This is a genomic window from Nonomuraea cavernae (genome assembly GCF_014646355.1).
In the GTDB taxonomy this organism is placed as follows: domain Bacteria; phylum Actinomycetota; class Actinomycetes; order Streptosporangiales; family Streptosporangiaceae; genus Nonomuraea; species Nonomuraea cavernae.
Map to the genome: position 1 here is coordinate 40068 of NZ_BMNH01000040.1, position 16026 is coordinate 56093.

Annotated in this window: 17 protein-coding genes; 7 read left to right on the forward strand and 10 right to left on the reverse strand. The window is 70.4% G+C overall.

Annotation, left to right across the window (positions count from 1 at the left end; translation table 11 throughout):
- The first annotated feature begins 224 nt into the window (after nt 1-224).
- Nucleotides 225-851 (forward strand): Uma2 family endonuclease, encoded by a 627-nt coding sequence (locus IEY82_RS35960; protein WP_189128753.1) that lies wholly within the window; start codon nt 225-227, stop codon nt 849-851.
- Nucleotides 852-860: 9 nt separating this feature from the next.
- Here IEY82_RS35960 and IEY82_RS35965 read toward each other — a convergent pair whose 3' ends face one another.
- The 9 genes from IEY82_RS35965 to IEY82_RS36000 form a co-directional block, all read right to left on the reverse strand.
- A complete protein-coding gene (locus IEY82_RS35965; protein ID WP_225264305.1) occupies nt 861-3713 on the reverse strand; it encodes a CDP-glycerol glycerophosphotransferase family protein in 2853 nt (950 codons plus the stop codon).
- A gap of 92 nt (nt 3714-3805) precedes the next feature.
- The gene (locus IEY82_RS35970) at nt 3806-4126 is read right to left on the reverse strand and encodes an MGMT family protein (RefSeq protein ID WP_189128754.1); all 321 of its coding nucleotides are present in this window, start codon (nt 4124-4126) and stop codon (nt 3806-3808) included.
- Nucleotides 4114-4473, reverse strand: a complete 360-nt coding sequence (locus IEY82_RS35975; protein ID WP_189128755.1) for a hypothetical protein — start codon at nt 4471-4473, stop codon at nt 4114-4116. Before IEY82_RS35975 ends, IEY82_RS35970 begins: the two co-directional genes overlap by 13 nt.
- A gap of 23 nt (nt 4474-4496) precedes the next feature.
- Nucleotides 4497-5660 carry a S8 family serine peptidase gene (locus IEY82_RS35980; RefSeq protein WP_189128756.1) on the reverse strand — a complete coding sequence of 388 codons (1164 nt, stop codon included), beginning with the start codon at nt 5658-5660 and terminating at the stop codon, nt 4497-4499.
- Nucleotides 5654-6454, reverse strand: coding sequence for a hypothetical protein (locus IEY82_RS35985; RefSeq protein ID WP_225264307.1), 801 nt, complete (start codon nt 6452-6454; stop codon nt 5654-5656). The genes IEY82_RS35980 and IEY82_RS35985 overlap by 7 nt, the downstream gene beginning before the upstream one ends.
- A gap of 155 nt (nt 6455-6609) precedes the next feature.
- A complete protein-coding gene (locus tag IEY82_RS35990; protein WP_225264309.1) occupies nt 6610-7827 on the reverse strand; it encodes a S8 family serine peptidase in 1218 nt (405 codons plus the stop codon).
- The gene (locus tag IEY82_RS39650) at nt 7815-8534 is read right to left on the reverse strand and encodes a hypothetical protein (protein ID WP_225264312.1); all 720 of its coding nucleotides are present in this window, start codon (nt 8532-8534) and stop codon (nt 7815-7817) included. Before IEY82_RS39650 ends, IEY82_RS35990 begins: the two co-directional genes overlap by 13 nt.
- 66 nt (nt 8535-8600) lie before the next feature.
- Entirely contained in the window at nt 8601-9782 is a 1182-nt protein-coding gene (moeZ, locus tag IEY82_RS35995) for an adenylyltransferase/sulfurtransferase MoeZ (RefSeq protein WP_189128758.1), read from the reverse strand.
- A gap of 44 nt (nt 9783-9826) precedes the next feature.
- A complete protein-coding gene (locus tag IEY82_RS36000) occupies nt 9827-10726 on the reverse strand; it encodes an alpha/beta fold hydrolase (protein ID WP_189128759.1) in 900 nt (299 codons plus the stop codon).
- Between the two features lie 352 nt (nt 10727-11078).
- Between IEY82_RS36000 and IEY82_RS36005 the strand changes: the two genes are divergently transcribed.
- On the forward strand, nt 11079-11486 hold the full coding sequence (locus tag IEY82_RS36005; RefSeq protein ID WP_189128760.1) for a hypothetical protein: 408 nt from the start codon (nt 11079-11081) through the stop codon (nt 11484-11486).
- Nucleotides 11487-11910: 424 nt separating this feature from the next.
- Here IEY82_RS36005 and ku read toward each other — a convergent pair whose 3' ends face one another.
- Nucleotides 11911-12795: a non-homologous end joining protein Ku gene (gene ku, locus IEY82_RS36010; RefSeq protein WP_189128761.1), complete on the reverse strand. Its 885-nt coding sequence runs from the start codon at nt 12793-12795 to the stop codon at nt 11911-11913.
- Between the two features lie 83 nt (nt 12796-12878).
- On the opposite strand from ku, the gene ligD (IEY82_RS36015) reads away from it, so the two are divergent.
- From ligD (IEY82_RS36015) to IEY82_RS36035, 5 genes are all read left to right on the forward strand, one after another.
- On the forward strand, nt 12879-13760 hold the full coding sequence (gene ligD, locus IEY82_RS36015; protein WP_225264314.1) for a non-homologous end-joining DNA ligase: 882 nt from the start codon (nt 12879-12881) through the stop codon (nt 13758-13760).
- A gap of 19 nt (nt 13761-13779) precedes the next feature.
- A complete protein-coding gene (ligD, locus tag IEY82_RS36020) occupies nt 13780-14658 on the forward strand; it encodes a non-homologous end-joining DNA ligase (RefSeq protein WP_189128763.1) in 879 nt (292 codons plus the stop codon).
- Nucleotides 14659-14693: 35 nt separating this feature from the next.
- A complete protein-coding gene (locus tag IEY82_RS36025; RefSeq protein WP_225264316.1) occupies nt 14694-14900 on the forward strand; it encodes a hypothetical protein in 207 nt (68 codons plus the stop codon).
- A 54-nt stretch (nt 14901-14954) separates the two neighbouring features.
- Nucleotides 14955-15575, forward strand: coding sequence for a TetR/AcrR family transcriptional regulator (locus IEY82_RS36030; protein ID WP_189128764.1), 621 nt, complete (start codon nt 14955-14957; stop codon nt 15573-15575).
- A 118-nt stretch (nt 15576-15693) separates the two neighbouring features.
- Nucleotides 15694-15927: a DUF3107 domain-containing protein gene (locus IEY82_RS36035; protein WP_263648873.1), complete on the forward strand. Its 234-nt coding sequence runs from the start codon at nt 15694-15696 to the stop codon at nt 15925-15927.
- The last annotated feature ends 99 nt before the right edge of the window (nt 15928-16026 follow it).

Consider the following 16026-nt stretch of genomic DNA (forward strand, 5'->3'; position numbering starts at 1 on the left):
ACCGCCCACGATATCGGGGCAAATTTCCAAGTTCGCGCCGACACGCCGCCCCGAACCGTTCGCCTATTCCTCGTCTTGCCCGAACCAGCCAACGCGGCGACCGACAGGGCACCGCACTCGATGTCGGCCGGACCGGCGGATACGCCCGACCGGGATACATCCTGAGGCGATGCCGGAGACCATAGGCTTGGCGCGCGAGTGGACACTGACCGGGGAGATGCCCGATGACAGCTCTGCCAGATGACAGTTGGCTCCTCAACATCCGCCCCCAACCGTCCCGCGTCACGGCCGAGGAGTACGAGGCGCTACCCGAGGAGATCGCCAGAGCCATAGAGATCGTCGACGGCTATGTGGTCTTCTGCGCGGCTCCCACCCCTGATCACCAGACCGCCGGCAGGCGCCTGACCAACCTCCTGGAGCGCTACGCCGACGCCGCGATGCGCGAGGGCCACCCCTGCCTCTCGGTGAACAACGACGTGAACCTGCGCCTCCGGGATCTGCCCCTGCTGAACCGGCGGCCGGACGTCGTGCTCTACCGGTGCCTCGATCGCGAGCGAGGCGAACGCCTGCGGGCCGAGCACGCTCTCCTCGTCGTGGAGATCGTCTCTCCCGGGTCAGAGACTCAGGACACGACCGACAAACTGGGCGAGTACGCCAAGGCCGGCATCCCGCACTACTGGATCGTCCGGCTCGACCGCACCGGCGTGTCGATCATCGAGCGCTACCGGCTGGACAGCGCCACGAGGTCGTACAAGCACACCGGAACCTTCATGAAGGACGAGCCGGGCGAGTCCCCACTGATCAGCAACCCCATCCCCGTCGTCATCGACTGGGCGGCGTTGGAGGTCTGAGGCGGGCGGCTAGGAGAAGACGCGGTCGACGACACGGGCCGTGGCCTTGCCGTCGTCGCGGGGGGCGAAGGTGGCCCGAAAGGCGTCGTAGCGGTCGGAGTGGGCCGCCGCCACCTCGTCGATCGACCGCAACGCCTCGATCACCTCGGCCGAGGTCGACAGCAACGGCCCTGGAGCGATCTCCGGCAGGTCGATGTAGAGCCCTCGCTTCGAGGCGTACTTCGCCAGGTCGTAGCCGTAGAGGACGATGGGCCGGCCGGTGGCGGCGAAGTCGAACATGACCGAGGAGTAGTCCGTGACCAGCACGTCGGTCACGAGCAGCAGATCGGCCATATCCGGATAAGTCGTGACGTCGCGGGCGATGTCGGGGACCGCTGGCACCGCCTGCATGGCGTGCCCGCGCACCAGCAGCTCGTGGTCGCCGCCCAGGGCCTCGCGCGCCTTCGCCAGGTCGAGCTTGACCATCGCGTTCTTGCGGTCGTAGTCGCGCCAGGTCGGCGCGTAGAGGATCACCCGCTTGCCCTCGGCCAGCCCCAGCCGCTCGCGCACCGAGGCCGCGAGCCGGTCGCGGTCGGGTGAGGAGAGCACGTCGTTGCGCGGCAGCCCGCTCTCCAGCACCTCGCCCTGGTAGCCGAACGCCCGGCGCAGCACCGGCGTGGCCCACGGCGACTGCGACAGCAGCACGTCCCAGCCGCGCACCTCGGCCACCTGCCGGTGGTAGACCGGCGGGCGCGGGTCGCGGGTCATGTGGGGCTGGTCGTTGCCGATGTGCTTGACGGGAGTGCCGTTCCACGTCTGCACCACGACCTGGTCCTCGCGGGAGCGGAACCACACGGGCAGGAAGGAATTGGTCACGATGTAGCGGGACCTGGCCAACGCGGCGTGGTGCTCGCGACTGCCCGCGCGCACCGCGGTCGCGCCGCCCGGCGGGACGAACGCGCCGTCCTTGACGATCCAGATGTGCTCGCGGTCGTCACCCCGGCGCAGCCGCTCCTCGTAGACGGCCCGGACGCTGTCGGCGTACAGGCGCCCGTCGTTGACCACGTAGACGGTGGCGTCGTTGAGCGGCTCCGCGCGCTGCGCGGGGTAGAAGACGCGGCGCAGCACATGGGTGCCGGCCACGCCCTTCTCGCCCGCCGGACGGTCTTCTTCGACCGTGACCACCGGCACGTCGAAGCGGGTCGACACCATGCGGTAGACGCGGCCGTCGAGTGTGCGCGGGTCCTCGTCGAGGCCGGGCAGCGCGGAGTGGTCCATGCGCAGCGGGACGATCTCGCCCGACGGGTGGCGGATGGACATGTTCCAGGTGCCGGACGACAACGGCACCGCCTCGCCGAAGCGGTCCATGGTCGAGGGCGTGAGCCGCACGGAGAACTCGTCGCCCGAGCGGTCCATGGGGATCCAGTAGCACAGCCCCGAGCGGTGCCGCAGGGTGACGACGCGCGGCCCGGCGGCGTCGGGGTAGCGGCCACGCAGGACCAGTGCCCCGCCCTCCCAGACCGCCGAGGTGATCACCGGGCGGATGCGGTGGGCGGACACGATCACGCGGTCGCGGCGGTCGCCGAGCACGGTGATCTCGCGGTCGCCGGACGGCGCGCGGATCTCGCCCGAGTCGGCGAGCATGACGGACGCGGCGGGGTCGCCCTTGGGCTCGACCCAGAGCCGCCGTCCGTCCTTCTCCTGCAGCAACGCCGGAACGGCGAGGCTGACCAGGACCTCCGTGCCGTTGGCCACGGGGGTGAACTCGGCGGCCATGCGATGCCCGCCGAGGCGGGCGTGGCCCTTGGTGACCGTACGGCCGGGCAGAAAGATCTTGAGGTCGAGATGGTCGTCACGGACGGCGGCGTCGGCCAGCTCGGCGCGGTTGGGCTGGAGCACGACCTGCAGCGCGCGGTCGGAGGTCCAGACCGGCCTGGCCCACAGCCCCGGCCGCAGCTTGCGCCCGGCGGGCCGCTCGGGCCGGCCGATCGACGAGCCGCGCAGCAGGCCGGTCGCGCGGGCGCCGCGGCTCCAGAACACGATCTCGGCCCGCCAGGTCGTCGCGTCGCGCACCGCGGGCCGGTGGCGCATGCGCCGCCGGACAGCGGAGACCAGGCCCCGCAGCGCGCCGCGCCAGCGCAGCGCCCACGGGTTGAGGTCGGCGGAGAAGCCCGACCAGTCGTAGTTGCAGCCCGGCTCGCGGGCGCCGTGGGTGGCCTCGGGGGCGAGCACGCGGCGGGTACGCAGGCGTACGGGCGGCAGCCAGCGGGGGCCGCGCAGCACCACGGTCGCCCGGTTGAACCGGCGGCTGCGCACCGAGAGGCCGGCGAGGTAGGCGAACCCGGTGACGCGCAGCCGGCCGTCGATCCACTGGATGTCGTCGATGTGGGTGACGGGCACCATGTCCGCACGCCGCAGCCGGAACAGAGCGGGCGGGAGCTCGTCGCGGAACGGCAGCTCGGCGTACCAGCGCAGGCCCTTGCGGATCCGCCTGGACGGCTCGGCCGCGGCCGCCACGACCTTGGTCAGCGTGTCGCCCTCGACCAGCTCGGCGTCGGGCCGGTGCTCGATCAGATGGCAGATGAGCCGGCGGGCGACGGGCAGCTCGCGCTTGACGCCGGGGTCGACGGCCGCCAGGTAGGGGCGGACCAGCGTGAGGAGCTCGCGCCTGCGCGGGACGCCGCGCTTGACCGCGAGGTCCATCCGGGCGCCCAGCGGCCCGCTGAGCACCTCGCTGTCGAACGCCGCGTCGCGACCGCCTGGGCCCACGGCCCGCATGACCGCGTCGAGGGGCTCGCCGCGGTCGCAGAGGTCCTGGACAGCCTTCAGGCGGTCGGCGGCCTGCTCGCCGCCCTGGCTCTGGGCTGTAACGCCGGTGGCCATTGGGGGGACCGCCTTTCGGACCGCCATCACTGTTCAGCCCATGCTAAGGGGAGTCATCTGCCATGGATCCGCTAAGCGGACAAACCTGCAGGTTAAACGCTTTCCTGAGAATCCGCTGAACGCCCGCCCCACCGGGCCCGCCGCATGTCGACGCGGTCGCCGCGGAGCGGGGTTCCTTCGTCCGTCCAGTGGGCCAGGCAGCGTCGCTCGTGGTCAGGGGCGCCCGTGCCGTCGGCGTGGACGACCCGCCACCAGGGGACCCCGCCGCCCCACGTCGACATGACCCGGCCCACCTGCCGGGGGCCGCCTTCGCCGAGATACTCGGCGATGTCGCCGTAGGACATCACCATGCCCGGGGGGATGGACTCCACCACCTCGAGCACGCGCTCGGCGTAGGGGTTCACGGGCGCCATTCGGCCGGGCCGGCCTCGATGATCTCGTCGAACTTGCCCATCTCCATCGCGGTGCCGTCGGCCAGCACCTCGAGGACGCCGTCGCGCAGCGCGTAGATCTCGCCGTCCTCGCCGACGAGCCTGGCGCTGAGCAGGGTGGCCAGCCTGACGAGCTGGGCCACCTGCCAGTCGGAGCCGGGCTCGCCGATCAACTGGCCCTGCCAGCGCCCCACGGCGTGTGTGCCGCCGCCATGCCTGGCGACGATCTCGTGCGTCTCGCGCAGCTCGAATCCGGCCGGCGAGATCGCCTTCGCGAGGTCAGGGAAGGCGATCGGTGCCTCCCGAACCACGCGGAGCTCGTATCCCATGAGGCGCGACCATAGCGGATCTTTCAACCTTTGCGCTGATTGAGGACGATGATGGCCCCGGAGAAGATCACCAGCGCGAGCAGCACACCTCCGCCGTACAGCCAGAGCCGCCAGGGATCGGGGCCCGGCTGTGACAGCGGCGGTGACTCCTTACCCACTCCGAAGTGCAGGTTTCCGGGGACGGCCACCTCGGATCTGACGCCGGCGAGCTTCGCGGCGGCATTGAGCGCCGCGCCCGCGTCGACCACGCCGAACCCGGTCTTGTCGTCGTATCCGGCCGCCGGACGACCCCGGGCGCCGTCGATCAGCGCCTGCGCGACCTGCTCGGGCGGCATGGCCGGGTGGCGCGACTTGATCAGCGCGGCGACGCCCGCCACCAGCGCGCCCGCCGGGCTGGTGCCCTTGGCCAGCTCGTAGCCGCCGGAGCGCCTGACGACCGGGACGTCCACTCCGGGCGCCGCGACGAGCACGGACAGGTTGTCGCTGCTGAACGCGGCGCCCCGGCCCTGTCTGTCGACGGCCGCCACTCCGATGACCCCGGGATAGCCGGCGGGGAAGCTCCAGTAGGAGGTGCCCTTCTCCTTGGCGTAGCCGGTCTGCCCGTCGTTGCCCACGGCGGCGACCAGGACGACGCCCTTGCTCAGCGCGTAGGAGACCGCCTCCCGCTCGGACCTGACCGGTCCGTACGTCCCGATGGACATGGTGACGACCTGGGCGCCGTGGTTGGCGGCGTAGCGGAGGGCCCGGGCCAGCGGGCTCTCCGGCGCGCCCTCCTCCTCCCTCGGGGGGTCGAGGCTGTCGACCGGCGGATCCTCGGTCACGGCCACGGGCAACGACAGGATGCGCGACTCGGGCGCGACGCCGACCAGCCCCTTGCCGGCGCCGGAGCCGGCCACGAGCCCGGCCATGGCGGTGCCGTGCCTGCCGGGCCGCACCTCGCGGTCGAGGGAGGCCGAGCTCATGTCGGGGCCGAGGGTCACCCGGCCACGCAACTCACTGACCTCGGCGTCGACGCCACTGTCGATCACGGCCACGGTGACGCCCGCGCCCTTGGTGACGGTCCACGCCTGCTCGACGTTGAGCGCGTCGAGGACCCACTGCTGCCGCTCGCGTACGGGCTCGTCGATCGCGGGCCCGGGCAGCAGGAAGGTCACGGCGGTCAGCGCGCGCGCGACGACGGTCAGCACACGTTCCCCTGGGTGCACGGCGGGACCTTGGGCGGATCCGCGAGGAAGTAGGCGATCTGGTTGCCGATCGACTTGGCCGCCGGCCAGAGCTCGCTGTGCAGGATCTCCTCCTGTGGGACGGCGGCCCGGGTGCGCCCGTCGGCGTAGCCTCCGGTGGAGAAGACGATGTACGGCCCGGCGCCGACCCAGCCGGTGCGCTGTCGCTGGCTGTTGCCGAAGCGCTCGGTCACCGTGCCGGGGAAGGCGACGGGCAGCACGCCGACCCGGTCGTCCTGGCTGAGCTGCTCGGTGGCCGAGAGCCTGGAGTCCTCGTCCTTCAGCACGGCCACCCCGACCGTGAAGACGAACGTCGACGTCTGGTCGACGTAGGTGGCCCGGAGCATGGTGACGCAACCGTGGTCGCCGAGGATGCCGCCCACCGAGGTGTCCACGGCGTCGCGGCACGCGGTCTCGGGGGCGATGCCGACGCGCCTGGCGTACTGCTGGGCCCGGTCGAGCCCGACGTACTTCACCTCTTCGGGGAAGACTCCCGTCGCCGGCCACGTCTGCCAGCGCCGGGCGATCTCCTCCTGCTTGTAGCGGTTCTGCTCGGCCCCGGTCAGCGGCCTCGACCTGGTCTCGGCGACCAGACCGGCGATGCCGACCAGCACGACGAGCGCCGACATGGCCAGCGCGGCCACCACCAGCAGCACGAACCAGCGGCGGTAGCGGACGCCCTGCTGGAGCGCCGCCGCCTCCGCGCGTTCGCGGACGGCCGCGCCGCGGCGGGAGGAGGCCGCAGGCCAGGCGCGCACACGCGAACCGCGGCCCGCGGGCGCACCGAGTGGATTTCTCCGTCCCGGTGTGGCTCCGGTGCCGCGTGGCAGCCCTGAGGTGGTCCTACGTGCCTTCACCACCGCCTCGTTCCCAGGCTCGGCTCGTGTCTATTTCGTCCCCCTAGATACGCAGATCATGCGTCTTGAGGACCCTGGGCGCGGCGTACGCGCCTGACCAGGACATATATCAACATCAAGGATGCCAGCGCCCCGGTGCCGGCCGCCACGGCGATCGTGCCGTAGACCGTGACCCGGGTCTGGTCCCTGACCACGACCCTGATCGGGCCCGCGGAGCCGCCGCCGACCGGAGCCGACGGATCCTGCGCCTGCCTGCCCCGCGCGCGCTCGGTGTGCCCGGCCAGCCGGGCCGCCTCGGTCAGCGCCCTGGCCGCGTTGACCACGCCGAACCCGGTGCCCGTGTCGTAGCCGCCGGGTGGGCGGTCGGTGGCGCTGGCGGTCATGGCCTGCGCGACGAGCGCGGGCGACATTTCCGGAAATTTTGCCTTAATGAGGGCGGCAACCCCGGAGACCAGCGCCGTGGCCTGCGACGTCCCCCTGCCCACCCAGTATTCGTCACCGGGCCCGGCCCCCATGATGTCGACCCCGGGAGCGGACACCAGCACCGACGAGTTCCAGTTGGAGAACGTCGCCCGCCGCAGCCGCCGGTCCGTCGCCCCCACCGACACCACCCCGGGGAAGGCCGCGGGATAGGAGTAGGGGGCCGACGCCGCGTGGCCCGGGCGGCGGGCCCCGTCATTGCCCGCGGCGGCCACCAGCACCACCCCCTTGGAGATCGCGTAGCGGATCGCGGACCGCTCCTCCCTGGTCGCCAGCTCCTTGGAGATCGACATGTTGATCACGTGGGCGCCCTGGTCGACCGCGTAGCGGATGCCCCTGGCCACCACGTCCTCGAAGCGCTCGGCGGAGTTGAAGTCCCGGAACCCCGGCTCCTCGTCCTCCAGGATCACGCGGACCGACAGCAGCCCGGCCCTGGGCGCGACGCCGATCACGCCGCGCCTGCCGCCGGGACCGTGGCCGTGCCCGGCGATCAGCGAGGCCATGTACGTGCCGTGCAGGCGGCGCGGCGCCACCCCAGGCGGATTGGCGCCCTCGGTGAAGTCCTCGCCGACGGTCACCGAGCCGTCCAGGTCGCGGTGGTGCGGGTCGACGCCGGAGTCGAGCACGGCCACCAGGACCCCCTCGCCCTTGCTGGTCCGCCAGGCCTCGGGCAGCGCCAGCGTGTCGAGCACCGGTTGCTGCCCCGCGCGCACGTCGTCGGCGAGGGCCGGGCCGCCGCCCAGCAGCACCGCACCGGCCACCGCCAGCGCGGCCGCGCGCCTCAGCACTGCCACTGCGCCGCCCCGCAGTCGGGCATCCGCGGCGTGCTCAGGTCGGCCAGGACCCGCTCGGAGATCTCGCTCGCGAAGGCGAAGATGGCCGGGCGCTGCTCCCCCGCCGCCCGCGCGGGCCGCCCGTCGACCTGCCCGGCCGTGGTCAGCACGAGGTAGGGGCCGGCCTGTCGTACGGTGCCGGCCTGGCGTACGGAAGGGGTGAAACGCTCGGAGAGCGTGCCCTTGAAGGCCAGCGGGAGCAGGCCGGGCACGGGTTCGCCGCCCTCGGGGAAGGCGGACTTGGCGCGGGCGGCGCTCAGCTCGTCGGGCAGGGCGACGACGCCCACGGTGACGAGCACGCCCCGCAGGGCGTCGATGTAGGTGGCGCGGAGCACTCCCTCGCAGCCGGCCCGGCGCAGCGCCGCGGCGGCCCTGGAGTCGACCGCGCCGGCGCAGGCCGCCTGCGGCGAGATGCCGATCCTGCTGGCCCGCTCGCGCCCGCCCTGCTCGGCGGAGTAGGGCAGCGTGGCCGGGAAGACGCGCCCGGACGCCCAGGTGCGCCATCGCCCGGCCACCTCCCGCTCGGCGGCGGCGTGCAGCTCGGCTCCGGTCGGGCCCCTGGTCAGCTCGGTGACGGCCGCGCTCGTGGCGACCCCGGCGGCCACCGCGCAGACCATGGTCAGCACGGAGGCCACTACCAGGGGCGGCCAGGGGCGAGCGGTGTCCACGGCACCGACCTTAATGCGGGCGACCCGGTGACATCCTTGGAAACCGGGCGCCGGACCGTATCGGACTCAGTAGGACGGCAGGCTCGGGTCGACGGTCTTGACCCAGCTCAGCACGCCACCGCCGACGTGGACTGCGTCGGCGAACCCGGCGTTCTTGACGACGGCCAGCGCCTCGGCCGACCGCGCGCCGGACTTGCAGTGGAGCACGATCCGCTTGTTCTGCGGCAGCCTCTCCAGGGCGGAGCCGTTGAGGAACTCGCCCTTGGGGATCAGCGTGGCGCCCGGGATCGAGACGATCTCGTACTCGTTGGGCTCGCGGACGTCGACGAGGAAGATGTCCTCGCCGTCGTCCTGCATGGCCTTGAGCTCCAGAGCGGTGATCGTGGAGCCGCTGGCGGCCTCGGCGGCCTCGTCGGAGATGGCCCCGCAGAACGCCTCGTAGTCGTCGAGCAGCTCGGTGACCGTCGGGTTCTTGCCGCACAGCACGCACTCGGGGTCCTTGCGGACCTTGAGGTCGCGGTACTTCATCTCCAGGGCGTCATAGATCATCAGCCGCCCGACCAGCGGCTCGCCGATGCCGGTGAGCAGCTTGATGGCCTCGTTGACCTGGATGGAGCCGATCGACGCGCACAGCACGCCGAGCACGCCGCCCTCGGCGCACGACGGCACCATGCCGGGAGGCGGGGGCTCGGGGTAGAGGCAGCGGTAGCAGGGGCCGTGCTCGGCCCAGAACACGCTCGCCTGGCCGTCGAAGCGGTAGATCGAACCCCAGACGTACGGCTTGCCGAGCAGCACCGCGGCGTCGTTCACCATGTAGCGCGTGGCGAAGTTGTCGGTGCCGTCGACGATGAGGTCGTAGCCGGAGAAGATCTCCATGACGTTCTCGGTGGTCAACGCCGTGTTGTGGACCACGACGTCGATCAGGGGGTTGATCTCGCGGACCGACGCGGCGGCGCTCTCGGCCTTGGGCCGGCCCACGTCGGACTGCCCGTGGATGACCTGGCGCTGCAGGTTGGACTCGTCGACGACGTCGAAGTCGATGACGCCGAGCGTGCCGACGCCCGCGGCCGCCAGGTAGAGCAGCCCGGGCGAGCCGAGACCGCCGGCGCCCACGCACAGCACCTTGGCGTTCTTCAGCCGCTTCTGCCCGGCCATCCCGACGTCGGGAATGATCAGGTGCCGCGAGTAGCGGCGCACTTCGTCAACGGTCAGCTCGGCGGCCGGCTCGACCAGCGGTGGCAACGACACTTCTACGCTCCCGTTTCAGGGGGACCTATCTCCCTGTGTGAAACCTAGCTGGCCAGCGGGGCATTCCCCAATCGGGTCTCAGCGATCAGACGGCGCGCCTCGAAGGCCACCACGCCGGGCATCTCCATCATCGCCACGTGCCCGGCTCTCGGCAGCAGCACCAGCCTGACCTGCCGGAACGTACGGCCGGCCTTGGCGGCCATGGCGGGCCGCACCAGCCGGTCATGCCTGCCGTGGATGATCAGGGTGGGCGCCTGGACCCTGGCCGCGTGGCTCCACAGGTTGTCGGCGCCGCGGCGGAAGTACTCGGCCACGATGCCCCGGGCCGACCCGAGCATGGCCGCGGCGGCGTAGGGCAGGTCGTCTCGCCGGCGCAGCTCCTCGATCGCCTCGCGCAGGCGATCGGGGTGCACCGCCCGCGCGTTGGCCCAGACCATCGCGAAGCTGGCGTTGACGCGTTGCTCGGCGGAGACCAGGCGGAGCTTTCCGGTGACCCACTCCCCCAGCCACGGCGTCGCGGCGGCGGCCACGCGGAACGGGCCGTACCTCGGCAGCAGGTCGGGCAGCGCGGGCGAGACGAGCGTCAGCGAGCGGACCAGGTCGGGGCGGTCGGCGGCGACCTTGACGGAGACCGCGCCGCCCAGTGAGTTGCCGAACAGGTGGGCGGGGCCGGTGTGCTCCATCAGCTCGATCACGGCCCGGGCGTGGCCCGCGACGCTGTAGTCGCCGTCGGCGGCCGCGGGTGAGTGGCCGGCGCCCGGCAGGTCGATGGCGTGACCGGTCACGACGTCCTTGAGCTCGTCCATCAGGTCGGTCCAGTTGGTGGCGGCCCCCGCCAGGCCGTGCACGAACACGGCCCGCTCCGGCGCGCCCTCGGGGGTCGATCTGACGTGCACCGAGCCCACCATGCGTCCTGGCCAGTGCGGGATCGGCTCTGTTGCCATCGGTCCTCCTCGCTCCCCTGATGACAGCCACCTTGGACTATCACACTATCTCATATCGGACAAATCCACCTTTATTGGGACTTATGCAGATAAGGCGAGCGGGAGAGCGGTGGATTCACCGCGCCCGACCGCCGCCTTGAAAACGGACAAATCATGCCATTTCATTTCATAAAAGGTTAACATTAGCAATGAGAGCGTTAGTCTATCGTAAAACACCCCTAGGGCCGTTTGTATTGCTCGTCCGCCGGAAATGAAAACGGTCGGATGGCGCATTAACTGTCATCCACGATATTTTCCGATCAGTCCGGAGAATATCGTGAACGGGGCAACCGATCCTTTAGGGGGGAATTCAATGCCCAAGTTCAAGAGTCTCATCGCAGGGCTTGCGGTCGGCACGGCCATGACCGGCGGAGTCATCAGCCTGGGCGCGCTGACCACCGCGTCGAGCGCTGCCGCCGGCACCACCGCCTCCACCGCCACGCCCACCGCCAGCTTCACCACGGGCTGCTGGCGTCGGAGCTGCTGGGGCGGCTGGCGCCACCGCGGCGGCCACAAGCGTCACAAGGTCAAGGTCAAGGTGCACGTGTTCAACCACAACAACCTTGACACCGACAACGACAACGACAACGACGCTGACGCCCGCGCGCGCAACTTCAACCGCGGCGACAACGACAACGACAATGACAACGACAACGACAACGACAACCGCAACTACCCGCCGTACTACTACTACGGCACCGCGGCGCCCATCCAGCAGTAGCTGAGGCTCGCGACGCTCGCAGTCGGAGCGTCCGGTAGTAGAGGTGTGGGCAGGCGACCGGATCCCGGCCCGCCTGAGGTGCCGGCCCGAAGCCGAGTGCCTGTGTTCTCCAGGAGAATCGTTCGCTAAGGCAACGCGATTGGACTGCGCGGACACAGGCATTCGGAAAAGGGCCGCACCGGTCTCCGTCCCCGAGAATGCGCCCTCAGAAATCACCGGGCCGTTCAAGGGAATTCACCGACGGAGCAGTTGTCAAAGAAGAATGCGCCTCCGGCGGATTATCGCCGGAGGCGCATTCTGCGTTTCCGGCCGAATTACCGGCCAGGTGCTCCGGGCGCCGGGACAGACGGGACCGTGCCCCCGCCGGGACAGACGGGACCGTGCCCCGCTGGGGCACGGTCCGCACGCGTCCTCAGGGCGGGTCTCAGGCCGATTTGCGAGCCTTCCGCTTGGGAGCGGCCTTCTCGGCCTCCTTCTCCTTCGCCCCCTTGGCTCCCTTGGTCGCCTTTCCAGCCTTGGCGGGCTCGCCCGAACGCTCTCGCTTGGCCGCCTCGACGCTGGCCCGCAGCGCGGCCATGAGGTCGACGGCCGGACCGCCCTCCTCCTCGGCCTCGGCGGGCGCCATGACCTCCTTGCCCGCCACCTTCGCCTCGATGACCTCCTGCAGCGCCTCGCGGTAGGAGTCGTGGTAGGCGGCCGGGTCGAAGTCGGACTCCATCGTGGCGATGAGCGACTCGGCCATCTTGAGCTCCTGCGGCCGCACCTCGATGTCCTCGTCGAGGAACTCGAAGTCCGGCCGGCGGATCTCGTCCGGCCAGAGCATGGTCTCCAGCACGAACACCCCGTCGCGCACCCGGAGCGTGGCCAGCGACTCGCGCTGGCGCAACGCCACCTTGACGACCGCGACCTGCCCCGAGCTCTCCAGCGCGTTCCGCAGCAGCACGTACGGCTTCGCGCCCTGGGCGTCGGGTTCGAGGTAGTAGGACTTGGCGAAGTAGATCGGGTCGATCTGATCGGCCGGCGCGAACTGCAGCACGTCGATGCGGCGCGAGGTGCTCAGCGGCAGGCCCTCGAAGTCCTCGTCGGTGAGCACCACGATCTCGCCGGTGGCCAGCTCGTAGCCCTTCGCGATGTCGGAGTAGGGGACCTCTTCGCCGTCCTTGGTGCAGACGCGCTTGTAGCGGATCCTGCCGCCGTCCGCACGGTGCACCTGATGGAAGCTGACGTCCTTCTGCTCGGTCGCGGAGAACAGCTTGACCGGGATCGTGACCAGCCCGAAGGAGATCGCACCCTTCCAGATGCTGCGCATGTGCACTCCTCAGCTGTAGCGGGCAGCTCGCCAATGGGCACATACCCGTCATGGGGCAAGCGATGCCATACCCGATCGCACCAATGCTGGCCGTACCTGGGCAACTACCCACGGATCGGGAAAGGTATGGCCTGGAGGTCAAATGGGACGGCATCCGGGCGCTCATCCATCTCGACGACGGGCTGCGGGTGACGGGCCGCCACGGAGTGGACTACACGCGCCGTTACCCCGAAATTTCGGGGTTCGGGGTCAAGAACGCCATCCTCGACGGCGAGCTGGTCGCCCTGGACCGACGGGGCAGGCCCAGCTTCGAGCGCCTGCAACGGCGGATGCACCTGACGGACCCCGAACCGGCCATGCTGGAGCTGTACCCGATCACCTACCTGCCGTTCGACCTGCTCTACCTTGAGGGCACCGCACTGTTCGAACTGCCCTACCGCGACCGGCGCAGCCTCCTCGACGAGCTGGACATCGGCGCGCCGCCGTACTTTCCGGGAGATTCCGACCTGCTCGCGGCGACGCTCACGCAGGGACTGGAAGGCGTGGTCGCCAAACGGCTCGACTCCCCCTACCGGTCGGGCACGCGCTCCCCCTGGTGGGTCAAGGTCAAGAACCTGAGCACCAGAGAGGTCGTGATCGGCGGCTGGAAACCCGGCAAGGGCCGCAGGTCGGGCGGCATCGGGTCGCTCGTCGTCGGTGTGTTCACCGGCGACGGGCTGACGTACGTCGGTCACGTGGGCACCGGCTTCACCGACGCCACGCTCGACGAGCTGTACGCCGCGCTGAGCCCGCTGGAGATCCCCCGCAGCCCGTTCGCCAACGACGTGCCCTGGCGCAACCGCTGGGTTAGACCCGATCTCGTCGGGGAGGTGGCCTACACGATGTGGACCGACGAGCTGAGACTGCGCCATCCCGTGTGGCGCGGGCTCCGCCCCGACCAGCTCCCCGCGGAGGTCGTCCTGTGAAGTGTCCGGAACCCGGCAGATGAGGAAGAAGGTCCCGGTCAGAGTCGACGGGCGCGAGCTCGTGCTGAGCAACCTCGACAAGGTGCTCTACCCGGCCGCCGGCTTCGCCAAGGCCGAGGTCATCGACTACTACAGCCGCGTGGCGCCGGTGCTGCTGCCGTACCTCGCCGGCCGGCCGCTGACCGTCAAGCGCTACCCCGACGGCGTCGACGGCCCCTCCTTCTTCGAGAAGAACGCCCCCGAGCACACCCCGGACTGGGTCAGGAGAGTCAGGCTCCCGGCGGTGGGCAGCACCAAGAACCGCGAGACCATCGACTACGCCGTCGTCGACGACCTGCCGACCCTCGTCTACTACGCCAACCTGGCGGCCCTGGAGCTGCACGTGCCGCAGTGGCGGGTCTCCGCCGACGGCGAGGCGCTGCCGCCCGACACGCTGGTGTTCGACCTCGATCCGGGCGCTCCCGCCACCGTCGTGGAGTGCTGCCGCGTCGCCGTCACGCTGCGCGAGGTGCTGCGCGCCGACGGGCTCACCGCCCGGCCGAAGACGAGCGGCAACAAGGGCATGCAACTGTACGCCGCGTGGGACGGCCGCGAGGAGGCGTCGGTGTACGCCAAGCGGCTCGCCCAGTTGCTGGAGAAGGAGCACCCCGAGCAGGTCGTCAGCGTGATGGCCAAGAAGGCCCGTCCCGGCAAGGTGCTCATCGACTGGAGCCAGAACAACCCGGCCAAGACCACCGTCGCCCCCTACTCACTGCGGGCCCGGCACCACCCCACGGTGTCCACCCCGCTGCTGTGGAAGGAGGTCGAGAGCTGTGAGCACCCCGACGATCTGATCTTCACCGCGCCGGACGTACTCGCCAGAGTGGAAGAACACGGTGATCTTTTCGGCCAGGCGTAGGCTGGTGCCGTCCACACCTTGGAAGGGGACTTCACATGTCGGAGATGGACGTACGCGGGGACGACGGCCCCTTCGACGAGAGTGGGCTGTCCGTGGAGGCGCCGGAGGCCGACGTCGCCGAGCAGCGTCGTGAGGCCGACGCGGGCGACGAGCCGCACTGGTCTCTCCCGCTGGAGGCCGACCCCGCCGACGCGGCGGACCAGGAGCGGGTCGTAGAGCTCGACGATGACGACTATCGCTGAGGTCGCGCACGTAGGATGTCATCCGGCCCGCCGCCATACCTCTTGGAGACCCGCGTGACCGCTACCCCGGACGCCAAGCCCCGGGGCACCCGGCTGCCCCGACTCGCCCGCCGACGGCAGTTGCTCAGCGCCGCTCAGGAAGTGTTCGTCGAGAACGGCTACCACGCGGCCGCCATGGACGAGATCGCCGACCGGGCCGGGGTCAGCAAGCCCGTGCTCTACCAGCACTTCCCCGGCAAGCTGGAGCTCTACCTGGCCCTGCTCGACCTGCACGTCGACGACATGGTCAACCGCTGCCGCGAGGCGCTCGCCTCCACCAACGAGAACAAACTGCGGGTTCAGGCGACGTTCAGCGCGTTCTTCGACTTCGTCTCCACCCAGGGTGAGGCCTTCCGCCTGGTCTTCGAGTCAGACCTGCGCAACGTGGCCCCCGTCCGCCAGCGGGTGGAGCGGTCCCTCAGCGAGTGCGCCGAGATGGTCAGCGCGGTGATCCAGGAGGACACCGGCTGCGCCAGCGACGAGGCCCACCTGCTGGGCGTGGGCCTGGTGGGCATGGCCGAGGTGAGCGCCCGCTACTGGGTCACCACCCACGGCTCCATCCCCAAGGACGCGGCCGAGCAGCTCATGGCCCGGCTCGCCTGGCGCGGCATCAGCGGTTTTCCGCGTACGGCATAACAGCGTTCGCTCGGGGCGATCAACGACCTTTTCCCCATCCCCAGCGACGACCATGGGGTATGTCCGGCCGTCCAGCGGAAGCTCCGTAGCCGCCGCGTCCACAGGCACGAAAGGGAGCATGATGGAAGTCAAGATCGGCGTACGATCCGTGCACCGCGAGCTCGTCGTCGAGACCGACCTCTCGGCCGAGCAGGTCGAAGAGGAGATCCGCAACTCACTCGCCGTCGATCGTGGCGTGTTCACCCTCACCGACACCAAGGGCAGGCGCGTGCTGGTGCCCGTCGCCTCCCTCGGCTTCGTCGAGATCGGCGAGGACGAGTCCAGGCCCGTCGGCTTCGGCGGCACCCTCTAGGCCGCGTTTCAAAAGGATCTTTGAAACTTGCGGCGTGGCGGTGATCGATAACCGACGAGGTCTCCGGTAGTTGGTTCAACGACCAAGAAGAGCCAAGTA